Origin of the sequence: Micromonospora sp. NPDC007208 (assembly GCF_042869175.1) — a bacterium.
Taxonomy (GTDB): domain Bacteria; phylum Actinomycetota; class Actinomycetes; order Mycobacteriales; family Micromonosporaceae; genus Micromonospora; species Micromonospora foliorum.
Window position 1 is genome coordinate 328111 of the sequence record NZ_JBIAFG010000001.1, and the last position, 19050, is coordinate 347160.

The window sequence follows — 19050 nt, forward strand, 5'->3', positions numbered from 1 at the left end:
CATGTGCGGTATCGGAGGCGAGTTCCGCCTCGACGGGGCGCCACCGGACGTGGCCGCCGTCGAGCGGATGCTCCCCGAACTGGCCTCCCGGGGCCCGGACGGCGAGGGCCGGTGGCAGCAGGGGTCGGTGGCCCTGGTGCACCGCCGGCTGCGCATCATCGACCTGTCCGACGCGGGCGCCCAGCCGATGGTCGACCCCGAACTGGGCCTGGCCCTGGTCTTCAACGGCTGCATCTACAACTACCGTGAGCTGCGCGACGAGCTTACCGCCGCCGGTTACTCCTTCCGGTCCACCTCGGACACCGAGGTGATCCTCAAGGCGTACCACCGGTGGGGGACGGCCTGCGTCGAACGGTTCTACGGGATGTTCGCGTTCGCCCTGGTCGAGCTGGCCACGCACACCCTGGTGCTGGCCCGGGACCGGCTCGGCATCAAGCCGCTCTACCTGGCCGAGGGGCCGGGGCGGGTGCGCTTCGCCTCGACCCTGCCGGCGTTGCTCGCCGCCGGTGACGTGGACACCGACCTCGACCCGGTGGCGCTGCACCACTACATGAGCTTCCACTCGGTGGTGCCGCCGCCGCGCACGATCCTCGCCGGGGTCCGCAAACTGCCGCCGGCCACCGTGCGGGTGATCACCGCGGACGGCCGGAGCACCGACACCACCTACTGGCGGCCGGAGTTCAACCGGGCCGCCGCCCCCGCCATGTCCGCCGACGAGTGGCAGGAACGACTCATGGCGGCGCTGCGCACCGCCGTACGACGGCGGATGGTCGCCGACGTGCCGGTCGGCGTGCTGCTCTCCGGCGGTCTCGACTCCAGCCTGATCGTCGCCCTGCTGGCCGAGCAGGGCCAGACCGGCCTGGCCACCTTCAGCATCGGCTTCGAGGCGGCGGCGGGGGAGAGCGGCGACGAGTTCCACTACTCCGACCTGATGGCCCGGCACTTCGGCACCGACCACCAGCAGATCCGCATCGGCGCGCAGCGGTTCGTCCCGGCCGTGCACCAGGCCATCGCGGCGATGAGCGAGCCGATGGTCAGCCACGACTGCGTCGCGTTCCACCTGCTCTCCGAGGAGGTCTCGCAGCGGATCACGGTGGTGCAGTCCGGGCAGGGCGCCGACGAGATCCTGGCCGGCTACGACTGGTACCCGCCGATGGCCAACGTGGCCCGCGCGGACGCCGTCGAGGCGTACGCCCGGGTGTTCTTCGACCGTCGCCACGACGCGCTCGGCGGGCACCTGGCGCCCGAGTGGATGCTCGACCACGACGCCAGCCTGGAGTTCGTGGCCGCGCACTTCGGCGCGCCCGGTGCGGACACGGCGCTGGACGCGGCGCTGCGCCTGGACAGCCTGGTGATGCTTGTCGACGACCCGGTCAAGCGGGTCGACAACATGACGATGGCCTGGGGGCTGGAGGCCCGCGTGCCGTTCCTCGACCACGAGGTGGTCGAGCTGGCCGCCGCCTGCCCACCCGCCCTGAAGCTGGCGCAGGGCGGCAAGGGTGTGCTGAAGGCGGCGAGCCGAGGCATCGTCCCGGACGAGGTGATCGACCGGCCGAAGGGCTACTTCCCGGTGCCCGCAATCCGGCACCTCTCCGGCCCCCTGCTCGACGACGTGCGGGACGCGCTGACCGCCCGACCGGCGCGCGAGCGGGGTCTGTTCCGCAAGGACTACCTGGAGGAGTTGCTGGACGCGCCGAACGCCCGGCGGACCACGCTGGGCTCCAACGCGCTCTGGCAGCTCGGGCTGCTGGAGCTCTGGTTGCAGCGGATCGGGGTTTAGATGAGCGTACGGACCGAGGCGCCGCGTACCACCCGGCGGGCCCGACCCGCGAGCCACCGGCCGGCGTCGTCGCCGGTGCCCGCCAGCGAGGACTTCGCCCCCGCGCCGTCCCCCGACGGCCGCCGGGTGGCGTTCCTCTCCGACCGGGCCGGCACGCCCGCGGTCTGGGTCTGCGAGGTCGACGGGGGTGTGCCCGTCGCGCTGCCCGTGGGCGACGAGCCGGTCCTCGCGCTGAGCTGGTCGCCGGACGGCCAGTGGCTGGCTTGCGTCGTCGCCCCGGGCGGAGCGCCCCGCACCGAGCTGTGGGTGCTGAGCCCGGACGGCACGCGACGCCACCAGGTCGCCGGGTTCGGCCGCCGCAGCGCCGCGCTGGCCGGCTGGTTGACCGACGGCGCGGTGCTGGCGGTCACCGAGACCGACGAGCACGGGCAGGCCCTCCTGGTCGACGCGGCCACCGGGCACCGGCGGGTGCTCGCCCAGGGTGACCTGCTCACCCTCCTGGACGTGACCCCGGACGCCGGTGTGGCGCTGCTGCGTCGCGGCCCGCGCAACGCCCGCTGGCTGGAGCTGCTCGACGTGGCGACCGGCGTTCGACGTCGGCTGTTCCCGGACACCGGGCGGGGCAGCACCGACCAGGGTTGGTTCGGCCCGGACGGCACGAGCGTGCTGGCCCGCACCGACGCGTACTCCGAACTCGCCGCGCTGGTGCGGGTCGACCTGACCCGACCGCAGCGCCCGCCGACCCGGCTCGCCGGGCGACCGGACGCCGAGCTGGAACACGTCACGCCCAGCGCGGACGGGCACCGCGGCGCGCTGCTGTGGAACACCTACGGCGGGCGCAGCGAGCTGAGCCTGATCGACTTCACCACCGGTGTGCAGCGGGCCGTCACCGCCCCCGGCGAGGTGCTCGGCGACGCCGTCTTCGCCGCCGACGGCGGCCTGCTCTGCCTCACCGCCCAGGGGCCGGTGCAGCCTCGGGAGGTGTGGCTTGTCGACCCGTCGACCGGGGCGCCGCGCCCGCTGCGGCCGGACACCGCCGCCCTGCGTGCGGACGATGCCGGTGTCGCGCCGCAACTTGTCGACCTGCGCGCCCGCGACGGGCTGCCGCTCTCCGGCTGGCTCTACCGTCCGGCCGGGCCAGGCCCCTGGCCCACCGCGATCAGCCTGCACGGTGGCCCGGAGGCGCAGGAGCGTCCCGGCTACAACCCGCTGTTCCAGGCCCTCGTGGCGCAGGGCGTCGCGGTCTTCGCGCCGAACGTCCGTGGCTCGTCCGGGTTCGGCCGCTCGTTCGTCGCCGCCGACAACCTCGCCGGCCGGTACGGTGCGATCGCCGACGTGGCGGCCTGCGCCGACCACCTCGTCGACGCCGGCGTCGCCCGGCCCGGTCAGCTCGGCTGTCTGGGCCGCTCCTACGGCGGTTACCTGGTCCTCGCGGTGCTGGTGAACTTCCCCGGGCTGTTCGCCGCCGGGGTCGCCGAGTGCGGCATCTCCGACTTCCGGACCTTCTTCGCCGGCACCGAGCCGTGGATCGCCGCCGCCGCCGTCAGCAAGTACGGCGACCCGCAGCGCGACGCCGACCTGCTGCGCGACCTCTCCCCGCTGACCCACATCGACCGGCTGGACGTGCCGGTGCTGCTGATCCACGGCGCCAACGACACAAACGTGCCGGCGGGCGAGTCCGCGCAGGTAGCCCAGGCCCTCGCCGCCCGGGGCGTGCCGCACGGTCACCTGGTGCTCACCGGGGAGGGGCACGACTTCCTGGCCCGGTCCAACGCCGAGGCGGCCCGGACGGCCACCACCGCCTGGCTGACCCGGCACCTCGCCGCCACCGCGACCGTCGTCGGCTGAGGCGTTATCCTGCGCCGGTGGAGGTCACGGCGCAGGGCGAGCGGTTGGCCGCGGACCTGGGTCGCTGGCTGGCCGAGGTGACCTTCGTCGACCTGGACACCGACGAGGTCACCGCGCGGGTGATCGACGCCGTGGTGCGGTGGGCCGAGGCCCAGGGCTGGCGGGTCTACCGGCGCGCGCCCAGCGTGCTGCCGTTGCCACCGCCACTCCAGGAGCGGCACTCGGTGCTCGACGTGGCGTGCGCCCGTCCCGACGGCCCGCCGGTCGTGGTGGAGGTCGACCACACCGACCGGGCCCGTACGGTGCAGAAGCTGCGCGCCGAGGCGGACGCCGGCCGGATCCCGATCTGGGTGCGGTGGGGCGTCGGGCGTTTCACCGCGCCGCCACCGCCGGTGCGGATGGTGACCGTCGAGGTGACCCGGCGGGCCGGGCCGGCCGGACGCGGGCGTCTGCACAGCCGCGTCGGTGACCGCCCCGCCCCGGCCCACTCGACCGGCGCCGGCACGGTGACCCCGCAGGCGCTGCCGATCCCGTTGACCGACCAGGCGCCGGGCCCGACCGACGACGCGGGTAAGGCCACCTGAAGCGAATCGTAAGCGGGTGCCGGCAGAGTTCTGGGTGTCACCGGAGAGCACGACAGACATCCAGGAGATCCCGATGCGCAAGCTCGTCAACTCGACCTACATCACCCTCGACGGCGTCATCGACAACCCGATGTGGACCATGCCGTACTTCGACGAGGAGGCCGCGAGCCTCGCCGGGGCGCAGACCGAGGAGGCAGACGCGATGCTGATGGGCCGGGCCACCTACGACGGCATGTCCGCCGCCTGGCCGACCAGGGACGAGAGCGACCCGACCACCGGCGCCGCGTACTTCAACAACGTCAAGAAGTACGTCGCCTCGACCACCCTGACCAACCCCACCTGGAACAACACGGAGGTGCTCCAGGGCGATCTGGTCGAGGCGGTCACCGCGCTCAAGGCCCAGGAGGGCAAGAACATCATCCAGTACGGCTTCGGCTCGGTCACCGCTCAGCTGATCCGGGCGGGATTGGTGGACGAGGTCCGGTTCTGGATCCACCCGGTGCTGGAGGGCGGCCCCAGCCTCACCGCCCCGCTGACCGACCTCAAGGCGTCGTTCGACCTGGTCGACACCCGGGTGCACAAGAGCGGCGTGATCATCGCTTCGTACCAGCCGAAGGTGACCTCCTGAGCACCGGTCAGAGCTGGGCCCGGGCCTCGCCCGGGCTCAGCTGCGCGCCCGCGGCGAGCAGTGCGTCGAAACGTTCCGGCCCGAGTTCGGCCCGCAGCCGTGCGGTCACCCGGTCGGTGTCGTCGCGTTCGGCCGGCGCGGCGGGGGACTGGGTGGCGAGCCGGGCGGCGGCCGCGGCGCCCAGCAGCCGGGCGGCGACCTCGGGGCAGCGCACCGCCGCCGCCATCCCCTCCAGGGGGCCTACCGCGTCCCGCATCGTCGCCATCGCCTCGGCGACCTCGAACGCCTCGATGTGCAGGGCCAACGCCGCGTCCGGGTCGCCGCCCAGCTCGACCGCGTAGCCCAGCTCCACCAGCACCATCGGCAGGTAGAGCGCGGGTTGGCTCTCGCCCCGGCCCAGGTCGGCGAGGCGACTGAGGTGGGTAACGGCCAGGTCGAGCTTGCCGTCGCGGCGGGCGGCCAGCCCGAGGCTCATCTCCGCGAAGATCAGCGCACCGGGCGAGCCCTGCTCCACCGCCAGGTCGTACGCGCGTTCGGCCAGCTCCCGACCCTGGGTGTAGTCACGGGTCTGCACGGCGAGCCAGGCCAGCCAGGACAGCTCGGCGCAGACCTGCGGCCACAGCGCCAACTCCTCGGCCCAGCGCAACCCCTCCCGGTGCAGCGCGGCGGCGCGCTCGTGCTCGCCGCGCATGTCGGCCAGCCCACCCACCCACTCGGTCGCCCGGAGCCGACCCCACCGGTCGCCCAGGTCGGCGAAGAGCGCGGCGCTGCGGGTCGCGGTGCGCTCCAGGACGGTCTGGTCACCGTTGGCGTGTGCGATGTGGGCCAGGGAGGTGAGCACCGCGGCCTCGGTCCACGGGTCGTCGACGGCGGTGGGCAGCAGCTCCGACACCAGGGCCAGGTCGCCGTGCTCGATCAGCGCGTTGGCCGCGAACCAGGCGGCGTGGCCGTTCGGGTCGGCCGCCACCGCGGCGCGTACGTCCTCCGGTGCGATCGGCACACCCTGGGAGAGGGCGAAACCCACCCGCCAGGGAGCCGCGCGAACCTCCTGCTCCGGGTCACCGGGCAGGGCCAGGGCCCGCCGTGCCTCGGTGAGCCGGCCGCGCAGGAACCAGTACCAGCTCAGCGCGATCGCCAGGCGCAGCCCACCACCGTGCTCCAGCGCCGACCGCAGGTTCGCCATCTCGGCGTCGAGCAGCGCCAGCCACCGCTGCTGGTCGGCGCCGCGCAGCCCCGGGTCGGCGCGCTCGGCCAACTCCGTGTAGTAGGCGGCGTGCCGCCCGCGTACCTCGTCGGCGTCGGTGAGGCGTTCCAGGCAGAACGCGGCCACCGATTCGAGGAGCCGGTAGCGGGGGGCCACACCGGAGTCGTCGAGCACCACCAGCGACCGGTCCACCAGCCGGGCGAGGGTGTCCAGGTCGGTTCGGCAGACCTGTTCGGCGGCCTCCGGGGTGCAGCCGTCCGGGAACACCGCAAGCTGGGCGAGCACCACCCGGTCGGACTCGTCCAGGAGGTCCCAGCTCCAGCCGATCACCGCGGTCAGCGTCCGCTGCCGGGGTGGCACGTCCCGCTGCACGGTGGTGAGCAGCCGGAACCGGTCGTCGAGCCGCTCCACCACCCCGCGTACGCCCAGCGCGCGGACCCGCGTCGCGGCCAACTCCAGCGCCAGCGGCAGACCGTCGAGGCGGCGGCAGAGCTGGGCCACGGCGGTCGCGGTCTGCCGGTCGAGACGGAAACCGCGCTGCTGTGCGGCGGCGCGGGCGACGAACAACCGGGCCGCCGCCGAGCGCCGGACCGCGTCCAGGTCACCGTCGTCGGGCACCGGCAGCGGGGGTACCTCCCAGAGCAGCTCACCGGCCAGCCCGAGTGGTTCCCTGCTGGTGGCCAGCACGCTCACCCCGGGTACGTCGCGCAGCAGCCGGGCGACCAGCTCGGCGACCGGTTCGATGACGTGCTCGCAGTTGTCCAGCACGAGCAGCAACTGCCGGTGCCGCAGGGCCGTGACCACCCGGTCGGCGGGGGACAGGGTCGTTCCGGCGGCCTCGTGGGCACCCAGGGCGCCGAGCACCTGTTCGGCGACGCGCGCGTCACCGGCCGAAAGCGGGGCCAGCTCGACCAGCTGGACTCCGTCCGGGTAGGACTGTGCGCGGGCCGTCTCGGTGGCCAGCCGGGTCTTGCCGACGCCACCCGGCCCGACAAGCGTGACCAGCCGCTGCCGGGGCAGCAGCGCCGCCAACTCGGCCAGCGCCTCGGCCCGCCCGATCAACTCGTCGAGCGGGGCCGGAAGGTTGTTCCGGATGATCGTCGCCTTCGGCGGGGCGCTCAGGCCGGCGTCCTGTTCGAGGATCCTGCGGTGCAGGGCGACCAGCTCCGGGCCGGGGTCGAGGCCCAGCTCCTCGGCGAGCCGGGCCCGCAGGTCGGCGTAGCTGTCCAGGGCCTCGGACTGCCGGCCGGCCGCGTACAACGCGCGCAGCTGCACCGCCCGCAGGCCCTCACGCAGTGGATGCCTGGCGACCAGCTCGGCCAGGTCCGCGGCCACCAGGTCGTGCTCACCCCGGGCCAGCCGGGCCTGCGCCAGCCGCTCCTGCACGACGAGGCGCTGCTCGGCGAGGCGGGCCGCCTCGGCACGCACGAACTCGGCGTCGGCCACGTCGGCGTACGCCTCGCCGCGCCACAACGCGAGAGCCTCGGTCAGCCGCTCGACGTCGGCGCAGCGGGCCAGGTCGTCGAAGCGGCCGGCGTCGACCGCGTCGACCCGCAGCAGGTAGCCGGGTGGCCGGGACTCGACCAACTCGCGGGCCCCGGGCTCGGCGTCGTTGAGCGCCTTGCGCAGCTGCGACACCCGCACCTGGAGGGCGCCGGCCGGGTTGGCGGGCGCGTCGTCACCCCACAGGTCGTCGATGAGGCGGTCCGCCGAGACCACCTGGTTGCGGTTGGCCAACAGGTCGGCCAGCAACGCCCGGACCTTCGTGCCGGGCACCACCACCGGCTCGCCGGCGTCGGTGGTCACGGCGAGCGGCCCGAGCACCCCGAACTGCACGGCGATCATCCTAACCGCGTGGCACCGAGCCGAAGTGGACCATAAGCGCGTTGGCCAACTCCACGATCTTGCGCTTTGTGCAGTGCCATAAGACACGAAAGCCGCGTAACGGCCGCAGAAAGTGCAAGATCGCGGGGAGGGGGCTCGCGTCGCGGCCCGGCGCGAAGGTTCGCCACCCCTGGTCGTGGCGTACGGCCGAATTAACGGGTAGAAACATGTCAACCCCTTCCGGCCCGGCCCAACCTCCGGCGGCAAGGGTCAGAGAGCGCTCTCACCGCCCCAGCTGCGCCGGAATCACGCCCGGCCAGCGGAGAGGACGAACCACATGACAGCCCCGTCCCGACGGGTTCGCCGGACCTCCGGTCGTACCCTCCTTCTTGCTGTGCTGGTGACCACCGCCGTCGCGGTGACCAGCACGGCCGCCAGCGCCGGCCGCCCGACGCACGGCGCGCCCGACTTCGGCCCGAACGTGACGATCTTCGACCCGTCCATGCCGGTCGGTGAGATCCAGCAGACCCTCGACGCCGCGCACGCCCGGCAGGTCGACAACGAGATGGGCACCGAGCGGCACGCCTACCTGTTCAAGCCGGGCACGTACGGCACGGCCGCGCAGCCGTTGCAGGCGAAGGTCGGCTACTACACCGAGGTGTCCGGCCTGGGCGCCTCGCCCACCGACGTCACCGTCAACGGCAAGCTGGAGGTCTACAACCGCTGCCTCGCCGACGGTGGCACCGGCAACTGCCTCGCGCTTGTCAACTTCTGGCGCACCCTGTCCAACCTCTCGCTCACCATCAACGCGGCCGGCCAGGACGGCTGCCGGTCGTCGGCGAACTTCTGGGCGGTCTCCCAGGCGGTGTCGATGCGCCGACTGAACATCGGCGGCGGTGGCCTGTCGCTGATGGACTACTGCACCGCCGGCCCGCAGTACGCCAGCGGCGGGTTCATCGCCGACTCGCGGCTGCCAGCCACGACGAACGGCTCGCAGCAGCAGTGGCTGACCCGCAACAGTGAGGTCGCCGGCTGGTCCAACGCGGTGTGGAACCAGGTGTTCGCGGGGGTCGAGGGCGCGCCGGACGACGCCACCTTCCCCGACCCGCCGTACACCACCCTGGAGACCACCCCGATCAGCCGGGAGAAGCCCTACCTCTTCGTCGACGGGAAGGGTCGCTACCAGGTGCGGGTGCCCGCCGCGCAGCGCGAGAGCCGGGGTGTCTCCTGGGCCGACGGCATGACGCCGGGGCGGACCATCGGGATCGACGACTTCTTCATCGCCAAGCCGTCCGACTCGGTGCGCGTCATCAACAGCCAGTTGGCGCGCGGCAAGCACCTGTTGCTCACCCCCGGCACGTACGACATCGCGCGCAGCATCGAGGTCCGGCGTCCGAACACGGTGGTGCTCGGGATCGGGCACGCCACGCTGACCGCCGTGAACGGCGCGATCCCGCTGGACGTGGCCGGTGTTCCCGGGGTGATCGTCGCCGGCGTCACGATCGACGCCGGCCTCGTCGAGTCGCCGGTCCTGCTACGGGTCGGACGCCAGCACGGCCACGACGCGAGCAGCCCGAACAACCCGACCACGCTCTCCGACGTGTACTTCCGGGTCGGCGGCCCGCACATCGGACGCACGAACACCGCGCTGGAGGTCAACAGCGACAACGTGCTCATCGACCACACCTGGGTGTGGCGCGGCGATCACGGCGTCGAGGGCTTCACCGAGGGCGTCAACGGTGACACCGACCGCTGGCGTACCAACACCGGTCGCTACGGCGCCGTGATCAACGGCGACCACGTGACCGCGACCGGCCTGTTCGTCGAGCACTTCCAGCGCTACAACACGGTCTGGAACGGCGAGCACGGCACCACGATCCTCTACCAGAACGAGTTGCCGTACGACCCGCCGACGCAGGCCGACTGGATGAACGGCGCGGTCGAGGGCTGGGCCGGGTACAAGGTCGGTGACCGGGTGCGTCACCACACCCTGTACGGCGGCGGGGTGTACGTCTTCAACCAGAACAACCCGTCGATCCACACCGAGAATGGCTTCGAGGTCCCGAACCGGCCGGGGGTGCGGCTGCACCACATCATGACCGTCAACCTCAGCGCCGGCACGATCGACCACGTCGTCAACGGCGTCGGTGACGCGGCCGACATGACCAAGGTCGGCGCTCCGGTCTATCTGACCCAGTACCCGACCCCGTAGCGACATCGGACGAACCGACGGTGCCGGAGCCGGTGTTGGCTCCGGCACCGTCGTCGGTGGTGCCATGCGCGGAGAAACCGCGTCGACGGTCTTGAATTCCTATCGAGTCGGTAGGAAAATACGTGAATGCCGGTTGGTCCGCTCCTCACCTCGCGTCGGGTCGTCGACCTGATGCGGACCGCCAGCGAGCTCTGTCCGGGCGCACCAGGCACCGACTGAGCACCGCACTCCCTCTTCAGCCGCCCTGCCGGCTCGCGCGCTGACCCGTGACCCCCGCGCATCGATCCGGCTCCGCGCGGCCCCGCACCGCACTTCCGACCGATCCGGCGCTGCCGGATCGGTTCACAACCATGGAGGTACGCCATGACATCCGACCCTTCGCCGTCCACCCCACCGACGGCCGGTGCGTCCCGGCTCGCGTTCAACGAGGACTGGGTGGCGACCATCCTCGGGCTGGCCCTGCTCGCCCTGGTCCTGCTCGGCGCCATCCCCGCCGGGCTGGTGCCCTGATGACCGCCGACGCGACCCGCACGGGCAGTGAGCCCGGCACGACCGATGCCACAGGCGTCGACGACGCCACTCGCGCCGACGACGTGGGCGAGCCCAGCAGTTCGTCGACCACCGCCGATCCCGCCGAGCCGACCAGGGTCACGCGTGACGGGGCCTTCTGGGCCTGGACGGCGCTCGGCCTGCTGATCGTGGTCGGTCTCGCCGCGCTCACCCGCTACCTGGAGCAGAACGTTCCGGCCTGGGCCGAGGGCACCGCCGTCGAGGACATCGGCGCGGCGATCGAGTACCCGGTCTACGCGATCCTGCTCGGCCTGCTCGGCAACGTCGCTGTCACAGTGCTCGGGTGGCGGGACCGGATCGCCGCCGCGTTCCGGACCGAGTTCTTCATCAAGACCGGTCTGGTGCTGCTCGGGGCGTCGATCAACCTCGCCGTCATCGCCAGCGCCGCCGGCCCGGCGATCGCCCAGGCGATCCTGCTGATCAGCGGGGTGTTCCTGTTCACCTGGTGGTTGGCCGGCAGGTTCGGCCTCGACGACAAGCTGCGGGCGCTGCTCGCGTCGGCGGTGTCGATCTGCGGGGTCAGCGCGGCGATCGCCGCCGCCGGCGCGGTGCGGGCGCGCCGTGAGCAGCTTGCCTACACGGCGAGTCTGGTCATCATCTTCGCGCTGCCGTCCATCTTCATCCTGCCCTGGCTGGCCGACGTGTTCGGGCTCTCCGACGCGGTTGCCGGCGCCTGGATCGGTGGCAACATCGACACCACCGCGGCGGTCACCGCGGCCGGAGCGCTCGCCGGTGAGGAGGCGCTCCAGATCGCCAGCATCGTCAAGGTCACCCAGAACGCCCTGATGGGTGTTGTCGCGGTCGCGCTCACCGCGTACTTCACGCTGCGGGTGGAACGACGGCCCGGCGCGGCCCGACCGGGCCTCGGTGAGCTGTGGACGCGGTTCCCGAAGTTCGTCCTCGGCTTCATCGCGGCGTCGGTCATCGCCACCTGGTACCTCGACGGGGCTGGTGCGGACGGCAAGGCCACCATCGCCATCGTCAACGACCTGCGCGTGTGGTTCCTGATCCTGGCCTTCGTCAGCATCGGCCTGGAGGTCCGGGTCGCGTCGCTGCGGGAGGCGGGTTGGCGACCGGTGGCGGTGTTCGCCAGTGCCACCGTGTTCAACCTGGCGTTGGCGCTCGCCCTGGCGTCCCTGTTGTTCCGCAACTTCTCGGCCTGAGTCGGCCGCTCGGCCCGCCCCTGCGGACCGTGCTGGGGCCGGAGCCACGCTGGCTCCGGCCCCACCGCCATCAGCGGGGTGGTGTCGCCGAGGTGGTCGGTGCGCGGTGTGACCGGCTCGATCGGGCGCGCGTAATGGGTGTCTTCACCGGGTCGAACGGAAGGTCCTTCCTGGTCCGTTCGGGCACCGCCAGGAACGACGCGGCCGTCTCGGCGGGCCGCTTGGCGCGGCGCGGCGTGGCTGCCGTGGCCAGGATGTCCTTCGTCGACCGGCTGTGCCGGGCGCCGGCCTTGTGCCGGCCGGTGCCGCTGCGCGCCTCGGCGCCCGCGACGGTCACCGGGCTGGGGATCAGCACCGGGCGTGGGCTGGCGGTGCGGCCCGCGCGCCGGTGCCGTGCGCGCCCGCTGCCGGTCTTGAACCCGAGGGCGGGCCGTTCCACCAGGTGCCAGGAGAGGACGGCGAACACGAGGGCGCCGAGCAGGCTCAGCGCGATGTAGCCGAGCATCCCGAACCGAGCGCCGCCGAGCAGCGCGATCATCTGCTGCACGGGGAAGCCGTAGATGTAGATGCCGTAGGTGTAGTCGTGCCGGCGGCTGATCCCGGACCACCGCTTCGGCAGCGCGACCGCGGCGAACAGCACCAGGTAGGCGAACGCCGGCAGACCCACCGCGAAGAACCCACCCAGCCACAGCGAGCCGACCAATGCGACGCCGGCCAGCACGGCCAGTTGATTGGTCACCGGAATCCGGTGTGCGTACAGGCGGGCGGCGGCGCCCAGCAGGAACAGGAAGCCGAGCATCAGCGTCCAGTCGGCGGCGAACGCGCCGAGCAGCGGGAACGGCCCGATCGCGCCGTGTTGCGGCGGGCGGGAGCTCCAGGTCGGTGCGGTGAAGAAGTCGCGCAGGACCAGGGCGTAACAGACGCCGGTCAGGACGAGCACCGCGCGGGGCGCCCGGTGCAGCACCGAGGTCACTACGAGGATGCCGACGATCCCGTAGAACGCCAGGTCGTAGCGGAGAGTCCACAGTGATCCGTCGAACGCGCTCGGCCCGCCGACGATCAGGCCGTACGGGGTGTCGGCCAGCAGCCCGGAGATGGGGAACTGCTCCATCGAGGCGAGGAGGTTCGTCGTGACATAGTCGAAGGGCCCCTCCGGGTGCCCCCAGAACCCGTCGAGGTTGCCGTTCTCGTACAGCGCCGCCAGCGGCGCGAAGACGAACGCGGTGACCAGCAGGCAGGCCCACAGCCCCGGGAAGACCCGCAGCAGGCGGGCGCGGACGTACTGGCGCAGCGTGGAGCGCAGGGCGCTGTCGGTGATGAGGAATCCCGAGATCAGGAAGAATCCGTACAGGCACATGGTGCCGAGGTCACTCTGCCGGCCGAACGTGGCCGCCCCGACGTTCGACTGGCCGAAGCCGAGCGGGCCGGCGTGCGCGATGATCACGCCACACGCCATCGCCAGGCGAAGGACGCCAAAGGCGTTGTGCTGGGCGGAGTATCTGCCCTGCAACGTCGTGGAACGCTGCCCGTTCACCTTGGCCTGCACCTGACGACTCCTCTGATCACTGAACTGTTCGGACGACAGATCGGAGCGCTGCCGATCGATGTGCCAATTATCAGTGGGTTAGGGAGCTTTGTCCGGATAACGGGATGATTGTCCAGGTTGCTCGGAGTCAGCTGACGGCGGCGGCGGTGCGGCGACGCTGCACGACCCGACGGGCCGGTACGTTCAGGAGCCCCGCCAGGGCGACGACCGAACGGTCACTCGCCCGCCCGTCACCGAACGGCGAGCCGACGACGGCGGCCCGTCCGCTGGCCAGGTGGCGGAGCCCGGCCGACAGGAGCCGTTCGGGGTCGGTGCCCACCAACTCGCCGCGGCCCGGCGTCAGGGCCTCCGGACGTTCCGTGGTGTCCCGGGTGACCAGCAACGGCACCCCCAGGGTGGCTGCCTCCTCCTGGAGCCCGCCCGAGTCGGTGACGACCAGGTCGGCCGCCCGCAGCAGGCCGACCATCTGGGGATAGGGCAGTGGTGGGGTGACCCGGGCGTTGGTGACGCCGGCGAGGCCCGTGGTGACCTCCGCACTGAGCTGCGGGTTCGGGTGGGTGACCATCACGATCTGGACGTCGGGGCGCGCTCGCGCCAGGCGGCGGAGGCCGTCCACAGTGGCAGCCACTCCGTGGCCCCAGTTCTCCCGTCGGTGCACCGTGGCCACCACCAGCTTGCGGTCCGGTTCGACCCAGTCCGGTGCCTGGGCCACGCCGCGCTCGACGAGGTCGTGAAGGGCGTCCACGACGGTGTTGCCGGTCACCACGATCGCGCCGGAGCGGATGCCCTCACCGATGAGGTTCGCCCGGGCCGCCCGGGTTGGCGCCAGGTGCAGCGCGGCGATCCGGGCGAGCATGGCCCGGTTGGCCTCCTCCGGAAACGGCCGGTCCAGGTCGTTGGTCCGCAGTCCGGCCTCCAGGTGGACGACCGGGACATGCCGCCAGAACGCGGCCGTCCCGCCGGCCAGGGCGGTCGTGGTGTCCCCTTGCACCACGACCGCCGCTGGACGGTGGTGTGTGAGCAACTCGTCGATTCCCGTGATCAGTGCCGCCGCCAGTTCGGCGAGCGAGCCGGTGCGCCGTTCTGGGCGCATGCTCACCTCCGGGCGGAGGCCGAACGGGGCGAGTGCCTCGGCGACGCGTCCCGGCTGTTGACCGGTGTCCGCCACCCGTACCGTGAACCTCGGATCATCGAGGAGACGGCGGATCAGAGGCGCGGTCTTCACTCCCTCCGGCCTGGTGCCGGCCAGGATCAGGACCTCTCGCGGTGTCGACCTGCTCGCACACATGTCGGGGTCAGCTCCTGGCAGCCGCGCGGCGACGCCGGTAGAGCGAGAACCCGCCGGTGGTGCCGGCCACGAGCGCGCCGATACCGAGCGCGAGCGGCGCCCCGGCGAGCGGGATCACCGGAATGGGGGGCGCGACCGCGTTGGCCCCGCAGCTCGACGTGCCGATGGTGACCCCGGCCAGCGCTCCACCGAGCGCCGTCAGGTTCAGCGCCGTCACGGTGAGCTGACCCACGCCGGAGCTGCTCTGGCCGTTGAGGGTCAGGTCGATCACGCCCGGCACGCTCAGGCCGGTGTTCGGCGCCGGATTGACCGGCAGGCTGAGCAGGGTCGTGTCGACACCCAGGATCGTCGAGACGATCCGGGCGTTGACCAGGCTCGCGGTGCCCGTCGCCGACGGGCTGCTGGTGGCGGTGCACGACGAGTAGATGGCGTCGGCGACAAGTGAGATCGTGGCGAGACCGCTGGTCCCGAGGGTCAGCGTCACCGCGGCGCCCGGCGTGACGAGGCACGATCCGCCGGGACCGATGGTGATCGAGCCGCCGGTGCCGAGCACACCGGCGCAGGCCGCCGACGTGCCGTCGTTGAACGCCCGGACGCTCTGGCCCAGCACGCCGGCCGTGATGACGGTCTGCCCGCCGAGCACGGCCAGCGGGGGATTCTGGTTACCGGAGATCGACTCGGTGGTGCCGTCGTTGCTGGCCGACGCGGTGCCGGAGCTGGCGATGCCACCACCGAGCAGGCTGATCTGTAGCGCCGAGGCGGAGGACTGGGAGGTGTCGGCCATCGCCGGTGAGGCCGCCAGGACGACCATGGCGAGGCCACCGGCCAGCACCGCGGCGGTGCGGGCGAGGCCGGATCTAACTCGTGGCATAGATGTCTACTTTCTGGTGTGGGCGATTGCGGGGCGGTCTGTGGTGGGGGTGGTGGGGGTGGTGGGGGTGGTGAGATGTGTGAGGTGACTCAGGTGCCGGGGTGGTCGGATCGACCGTGGCCCGTCGCCGCGGCCCGACCGACGTGTGGGTTGGGCCCGGCGTGGCTGGGCTGGCACGGCGGCCCGACCCACGGCCGGCACGCCGACGGCCACCCGGCCCACGGCCCGAGCCGCAGTCGGCTGGGGCGCCGGGTCGGCGGCGCGGGCGGTCTTCTGCCAGTCCGTGCGGGCCGTCACCATGCGGGCGAAGGCCAACCAGACCGCCAGCGACTGGGCGTAGCTGTACAGCCAGTGGCAGACCCCGAGCAGCAGGGCCTTGGGAATCGACAGCTGCGGCTCACAACGGATCCGGTAGACGATGCCCCACAGGGCGAACGGTCCGATGCCGAAGACGAGCACCAGCGGGGGTACGCCCCAACCACCACTGCTCCACCAGCCGCGCAGCCCACCCATGGTGTTGTCGATGTAGTAGGACATCACCACCAGGCAGGCGACGTAGATCGGTGTGCCGAGCAGTTGGGTCCACGGCGCGGCCAGGAAGTGGGCGATCTCCAGGGTGGCCGAATTGCGGATTCGCGGCGAGCGCAGCACCTTGCCGAGGTAGCGGCCACACTGCATCGACCCCTGGGCCCACCGGGTGCGCTGCCGCACCAGCGGGCGGATCCGGGTCAACGCCTCCTGGGCCACCCAGCTCTCCGAGCAGTACTCGGTGCGCCCGCCGGCCAGCAGGATGTGCAGGCCCAGCTCGAAGTCCTCCAGGAGGGCGCCGTGCCACGGTGTGCCGTGCTGGTCGGCGATCTCGTTGAGCAGGGACAGTCGGGTGAACTGCCCGTTGCCGCCCATCGCCACGCTGCCGGTGCGCCGTCGCAGCGACTGCATGGCCGCGATCGGGGCGCGGAACTCCATGTCCTGTAGCCGGATCAGTAGCCGTCCCCAGCGACTGACCTCAGTCGTCGGGGCGTACCGGCGCGGCGCGCACTGGAGCATCCGCACCTCCACCTGTACGGCGCCGACCTCGGTCGAGCCGAAGTACTGACGGCCGGAGAGGGCGACGGGACCCTGCGGGTCGAGTCGGCTGTCCGCGTCCAGCACGCCGACGATCACCCGGGTACGGTCCGCGTCGGCGGGCAACGACTGCTCGATGCGTCGCCAGGCGGCGTTGAGCGCGGCGCCCTTGCCCTGCCGGGCGTCCGGCAGTTGACGCCGGACCACGTGCACCCGCGGCTGGTCGGCGAAGGCCGCCAGCTCGGCCAGCGTGCCGTCGTCGGACGCGTCGTCGACGCACCAGACGGTCGCCTGCGGGAAGTCGCACAGCAGACGCCGCACGGTGTCGCCGACGACCGACGCCTCGTTGCGGCACGGCACGATGATGTGCCAGTCGAAGCCGTCCGGGCTGCCGCCCCGACTACGCCCGCTCTTCAGGTGGAACACCAGGATGCTCAGCACGTACGCGCAGAAGCTGACGCACAGCAGGAACGCCGCGGTGTTGAGCAGGGCGAGGGACTGCGTCTCAGTGGACACCGGCGACCGTCCCGGAGATCCGCTTGGTCCGGCTGACCAGGACCACGAACAGGATCGTGACGGCGATCAGGCCGGCGGTCGTGATCACTGAGCCGATCAGCACATGGCTGCGTTCGTAGCCCAGCTTGAAGCCCCAGGTCTGCATCGAGACCACCACGGCGCCGAGGCGGACCTGGTTCACCGTGACCAGCAGCACGACTGCCGCCGCCAGGGCGTTCAGTCCACGCGTCAGTGAGATGCGGCGGAACCCGATCAACGTCGACGCGAGCACGATCGGCGGGATCAGCAACATGGCGACCGAGCAGCCGCTGGAGACCATGAAGCCGACCCAGCGCTCGTCCAGTGGAAAGATCACGGCCGCGCCGATGGACTTGGTGTCCGCCAACCCGACGGCGTTGACGAGATGAGCGTTCAGCCACGCCTCCGCGCTGGCGATGTCGTGCCACCGCCAGAGCATGGCGACGGCGGTGGCGACTCCGATCAGGCCACCTGCGCTGGCGCTCAGCCACGACCCGCGTCGGGAACCGGTCATCGCTCGCGGCCCAACATGGCTACGAGCCACAGTGCCAGACCCAGCACGACCAGCCCGACGCCGACAAGCAACCAGGATTGAACGGCAACTCCGGTGGCCGCAAGGCCACCTCCGATGTGTGGCCCCTTGGTGGGTACTCCGTACATGGCGACTCTCCCTCGCTCACTCGAAGGCCAGAATCGCACCGACGAATCGGGCAAAGAGGATAAAGCGGCATAGAAACCCTAAAGAGTGATTAAATGCTTCACGGGTGGGGTGGACGGGTTGCATCCCTTGCCCCGCAACAGGTTCAGCGTCCCGAGAGTTCGTGCAGAGGTGGTCAAGATGGTGACCGGTATCCCCGGCCGCACGGTCACGCCGGCGCCGTTGAGGTGGCGGGCGTTGGCGGGCTGGAAGAAGGCGGGCCTCGCCCTGCTCCTGGTGTTCGGCGTGCTCTGCGCGGGTCTCGTCACCGTCGGCTTCGGCCTGAAGCACCGGTACGAGAGCCGGGTGCAGCGCGAGGACATCCTCGGCCAGGGCACCCACGACGAGCGCCGGTGGGAGTCGGGACCGCTGAACCTCCTGCTGCTCGGGTCGGACTCCCGCGACGGCGAGCCGGACCAGGCCCTCTACCCCGGGCAGCGGTCGGACACCATCATGCTGGTGCACGTCAACGCCGCGCGGGAGGCGGCCACCCTCGTCTCCATCCCCCGGGACAGTTACGTCGACGTGCCCGCGGCGGGGCAGGTCTGGGCCGGTGGCCCCAACAAGATCAATGCCGCGTTCGCGTTCGGCGGGGCCGCGTTGGCCGCCGAGACGGTCGCCAAGCTCACCGGGCTTCCACTCGACGGCGTGCTGGTGGCCAACTTCGCCGCCGTCCGCAAGCTCGTGGACGCGGTGGAGGGGGTCAACGTCTGCCTGCCGTACACCGTCAAGTCCTCGGACACCGGCGTCACCTGGCCCGCGGGCTGCCACGACCTGGACGGCAAGGCGGCCGACGACCTGATGCGGCAGCGGCACGGCGTGCCCGGCGGCGACTTCGGCCGCATCTACGACCAGCAGCTCGTGGTACGCGCCCTGGCCGAGCGGGTCACCGCGACGAGTCTGCTCACCAGCCCGACCCGACTCGACCGGGTGCTCACCACGGCGGCCGAGTCGCTGATCGTCGACCGCGACCTGAACCTGACCGACCTCGCCCTCGCGCTCCGCAAGGTGAAGCCGGAAACGGTCCAGTTCGTCACCGTCCCGTTCAGCGACGCGAACCTGCAGACCCCGGCCGGGTCCGCGGTGCGGCTGGACGAGGCCCAGGCCCCGGCGCTCTTCACCGCTCTGCGCGAGGACCGGGTGGCGCAGTGGCTCGCGGCCAACCCGCAGACACCGCCGGCCAACTGAGCCTCGACCACGGCAACGAAGACGGCGGGTGGTAGGTCCTGGGACCTC

14 protein-coding genes are annotated in these 19050 nt (G+C 72.0%); 8 read left to right on the forward strand and 6 right to left on the reverse strand.

Annotated features, from left to right (window positions below; genetic code table 11):
* The first annotated feature begins 1 nt into the window (after position 1).
* From ACFYL6_RS01300 to ACFYL6_RS01315, 4 genes are read left to right on the forward strand one after another with little or no spacing between them, the layout of a single operon-like run.
* Positions 2 to 1780, forward strand: a complete 1779-nt coding sequence (locus ACFYL6_RS01300; RefSeq protein ID WP_387165948.1) for an N-acetylglutaminylglutamine amidotransferase — start codon at positions 2 to 4, stop codon at positions 1778 to 1780.
* Entirely contained in the window at positions 1781 to 3628 is a 1848-nt protein-coding gene (locus tag ACFYL6_RS01305; protein WP_387165950.1) for a S9 family peptidase, read from the forward strand.
* Between the two features lie 17 nt (positions 3629 to 3645).
* Positions 3646 to 4212: a hypothetical protein gene (locus tag ACFYL6_RS01310; RefSeq protein ID WP_387165952.1), complete on the forward strand. Its 567-nt coding sequence runs from the start codon at positions 3646 to 3648 to the stop codon at positions 4210 to 4212.
* Between the two features lie 16 nt (positions 4213 to 4228).
* The gene (locus tag ACFYL6_RS01315) at positions 4229 to 4840 is read left to right on the forward strand and encodes a dihydrofolate reductase family protein (protein WP_387165954.1); all 612 of its coding nucleotides are present in this window, start codon (positions 4229 to 4231) and stop codon (positions 4838 to 4840) included.
* 7 nt (positions 4841 to 4847) lie between these two features.
* Here the strand turns inward: ACFYL6_RS01315 and ACFYL6_RS01320 are convergent, their stop codons facing one another.
* A complete protein-coding gene (locus ACFYL6_RS01320) occupies positions 4848 to 7889 on the reverse strand; it encodes a BTAD domain-containing putative transcriptional regulator (RefSeq protein WP_387165956.1) in 3042 nt (1013 codons plus the stop codon).
* Between the two features lie 316 nt (positions 7890 to 8205).
* On the opposite strand from ACFYL6_RS01320, the gene ACFYL6_RS01325 reads away from it, so the two are divergent.
* The 3 genes from ACFYL6_RS01325 (at position 8206) to ACFYL6_RS01335 (ending at position 11813) form a co-directional block, all read left to right on the forward strand.
* Positions 8206 to 10080, forward strand: coding sequence for an adenylyl cyclase (locus ACFYL6_RS01325; protein ID WP_387165958.1), 1875 nt, complete (start codon positions 8206 to 8208; stop codon positions 10078 to 10080).
* A gap of 363 nt (positions 10081 to 10443) precedes the next feature.
* Positions 10444 to 10590 carry a hypothetical protein gene (locus tag ACFYL6_RS01330; RefSeq protein ID WP_387165960.1) on the forward strand — a complete coding sequence of 49 codons (147 nt, stop codon included), beginning with the start codon at positions 10444 to 10446 and terminating at the stop codon, positions 10588 to 10590.
* Complete coding sequence (locus ACFYL6_RS01335) at positions 10590 to 11813, forward strand: YeiH family protein (protein WP_387165962.1); 1224 nt, start codon at positions 10590 to 10592, stop codon at positions 11811 to 11813. The genes ACFYL6_RS01330 and ACFYL6_RS01335 overlap by 1 nt, the downstream gene beginning before the upstream one ends.
* Positions 11814 to 11883: 70 nt before the next feature.
* On the opposite strand, the gene ACFYL6_RS01340 is transcribed toward ACFYL6_RS01335, so the two are convergent.
* The 5 genes from ACFYL6_RS01340 to ACFYL6_RS01360 form a co-directional block, all read right to left on the reverse strand.
* Positions 11884 to 13359, reverse strand: coding sequence for an acyltransferase family protein (locus ACFYL6_RS01340; protein ID WP_387165964.1), 1476 nt, complete (start codon positions 13357 to 13359; stop codon positions 11884 to 11886).
* A gap of 127 nt (positions 13360 to 13486) precedes the next feature.
* Positions 13487 to 14647, reverse strand: a complete 1161-nt coding sequence (gene wecB, locus ACFYL6_RS01345; RefSeq protein ID WP_387165966.1) for a non-hydrolyzing UDP-N-acetylglucosamine 2-epimerase — start codon at positions 14645 to 14647, stop codon at positions 13487 to 13489.
* A gap of 7 nt (positions 14648 to 14654) precedes the next feature.
* Complete coding sequence (locus ACFYL6_RS01350) at positions 14655 to 15518, reverse strand: choice-of-anchor P family protein (RefSeq protein WP_387165968.1); 864 nt, start codon at positions 15516 to 15518, stop codon at positions 14655 to 14657.
* Between the two features lie 6 nt (positions 15519 to 15524).
* A complete protein-coding gene (locus ACFYL6_RS01355) occupies positions 15525 to 17099 on the reverse strand; it encodes a glycosyltransferase (RefSeq protein WP_387165970.1) in 1575 nt (524 codons plus the stop codon).
* Positions 17089 to 17631 carry a hypothetical protein gene (locus tag ACFYL6_RS01360; protein WP_387165972.1) on the reverse strand — a complete coding sequence of 181 codons (543 nt, stop codon included), beginning with the start codon at positions 17629 to 17631 and terminating at the stop codon, positions 17089 to 17091. Before ACFYL6_RS01360 ends, ACFYL6_RS01355 begins: the two co-directional genes overlap by 11 nt.
* A 324-nt stretch (positions 17632 to 17955) precedes the next feature.
* Between ACFYL6_RS01360 and ACFYL6_RS01365 the strand changes: the two genes are divergently transcribed.
* The gene (locus tag ACFYL6_RS01365) at positions 17956 to 19002 is read left to right on the forward strand and encodes an LCP family protein (RefSeq protein WP_387165974.1); all 1047 of its coding nucleotides are present in this window, start codon (positions 17956 to 17958) and stop codon (positions 19000 to 19002) included.
* Positions 19003 to 19050: the final 48 nt, after the last annotated feature.

Excerpts from the sequence above, each read along its gene's own strand:
- ACFYL6_RS01300 (WP_387165948.1), top strand. The coding sequence starts at position 2 with ATGTGCGGTATCGGAGGCGAGTTCCGCCTCGACGGGGCGCCACCGGAC.
- ACFYL6_RS01305 (WP_387165950.1), top strand. The coding sequence starts at position 1,781 with ATGAGCGTACGGACCGAGGCGCCGCGTACCACCCGGCGGGCCCGACCC.
- ACFYL6_RS01320 (WP_387165956.1), bottom strand. The coding sequence starts at position 7,889 with ATGATCGCCGTGCAGTTCGGGGTGCTCGGGCCGCTCGCCGTGACCACC.
- ACFYL6_RS01325 (WP_387165958.1), top strand. The coding sequence starts at position 8,206 with ATGACAGCCCCGTCCCGACGGGTTCGCCGGACCTCCGGTCGTACCCTC.
- ACFYL6_RS01330 (WP_387165960.1), top strand. The coding sequence starts at position 10,444 with ATGACATCCGACCCTTCGCCGTCCACCCCACCGACGGCCGGTGCGTCC.
- ACFYL6_RS01335 (WP_387165962.1), top strand. The coding sequence starts at position 10,590 with ATGACCGCCGACGCGACCCGCACGGGCAGTGAGCCCGGCACGACCGAT.
- wecB (WP_387165966.1), bottom strand. The coding sequence starts at position 14,647 with ATGTGTGCGAGCAGGTCGACACCGCGAGAGGTCCTGATCCTGGCCGGC.
- ACFYL6_RS01350 (WP_387165968.1), bottom strand. The coding sequence starts at position 15,518 with ATGCCACGAGTTAGATCCGGCCTCGCCCGCACCGCCGCGGTGCTGGCC.
- ACFYL6_RS01360 (WP_387165972.1), bottom strand. The coding sequence starts at position 17,631 with ATGACCGGTTCCCGACGCGGGTCGTGGCTGAGCGCCAGCGCAGGTGGC.
- ACFYL6_RS01365 (WP_387165974.1), top strand. The coding sequence starts at position 17,956 with ATGGTGACCGGTATCCCCGGCCGCACGGTCACGCCGGCGCCGTTGAGG.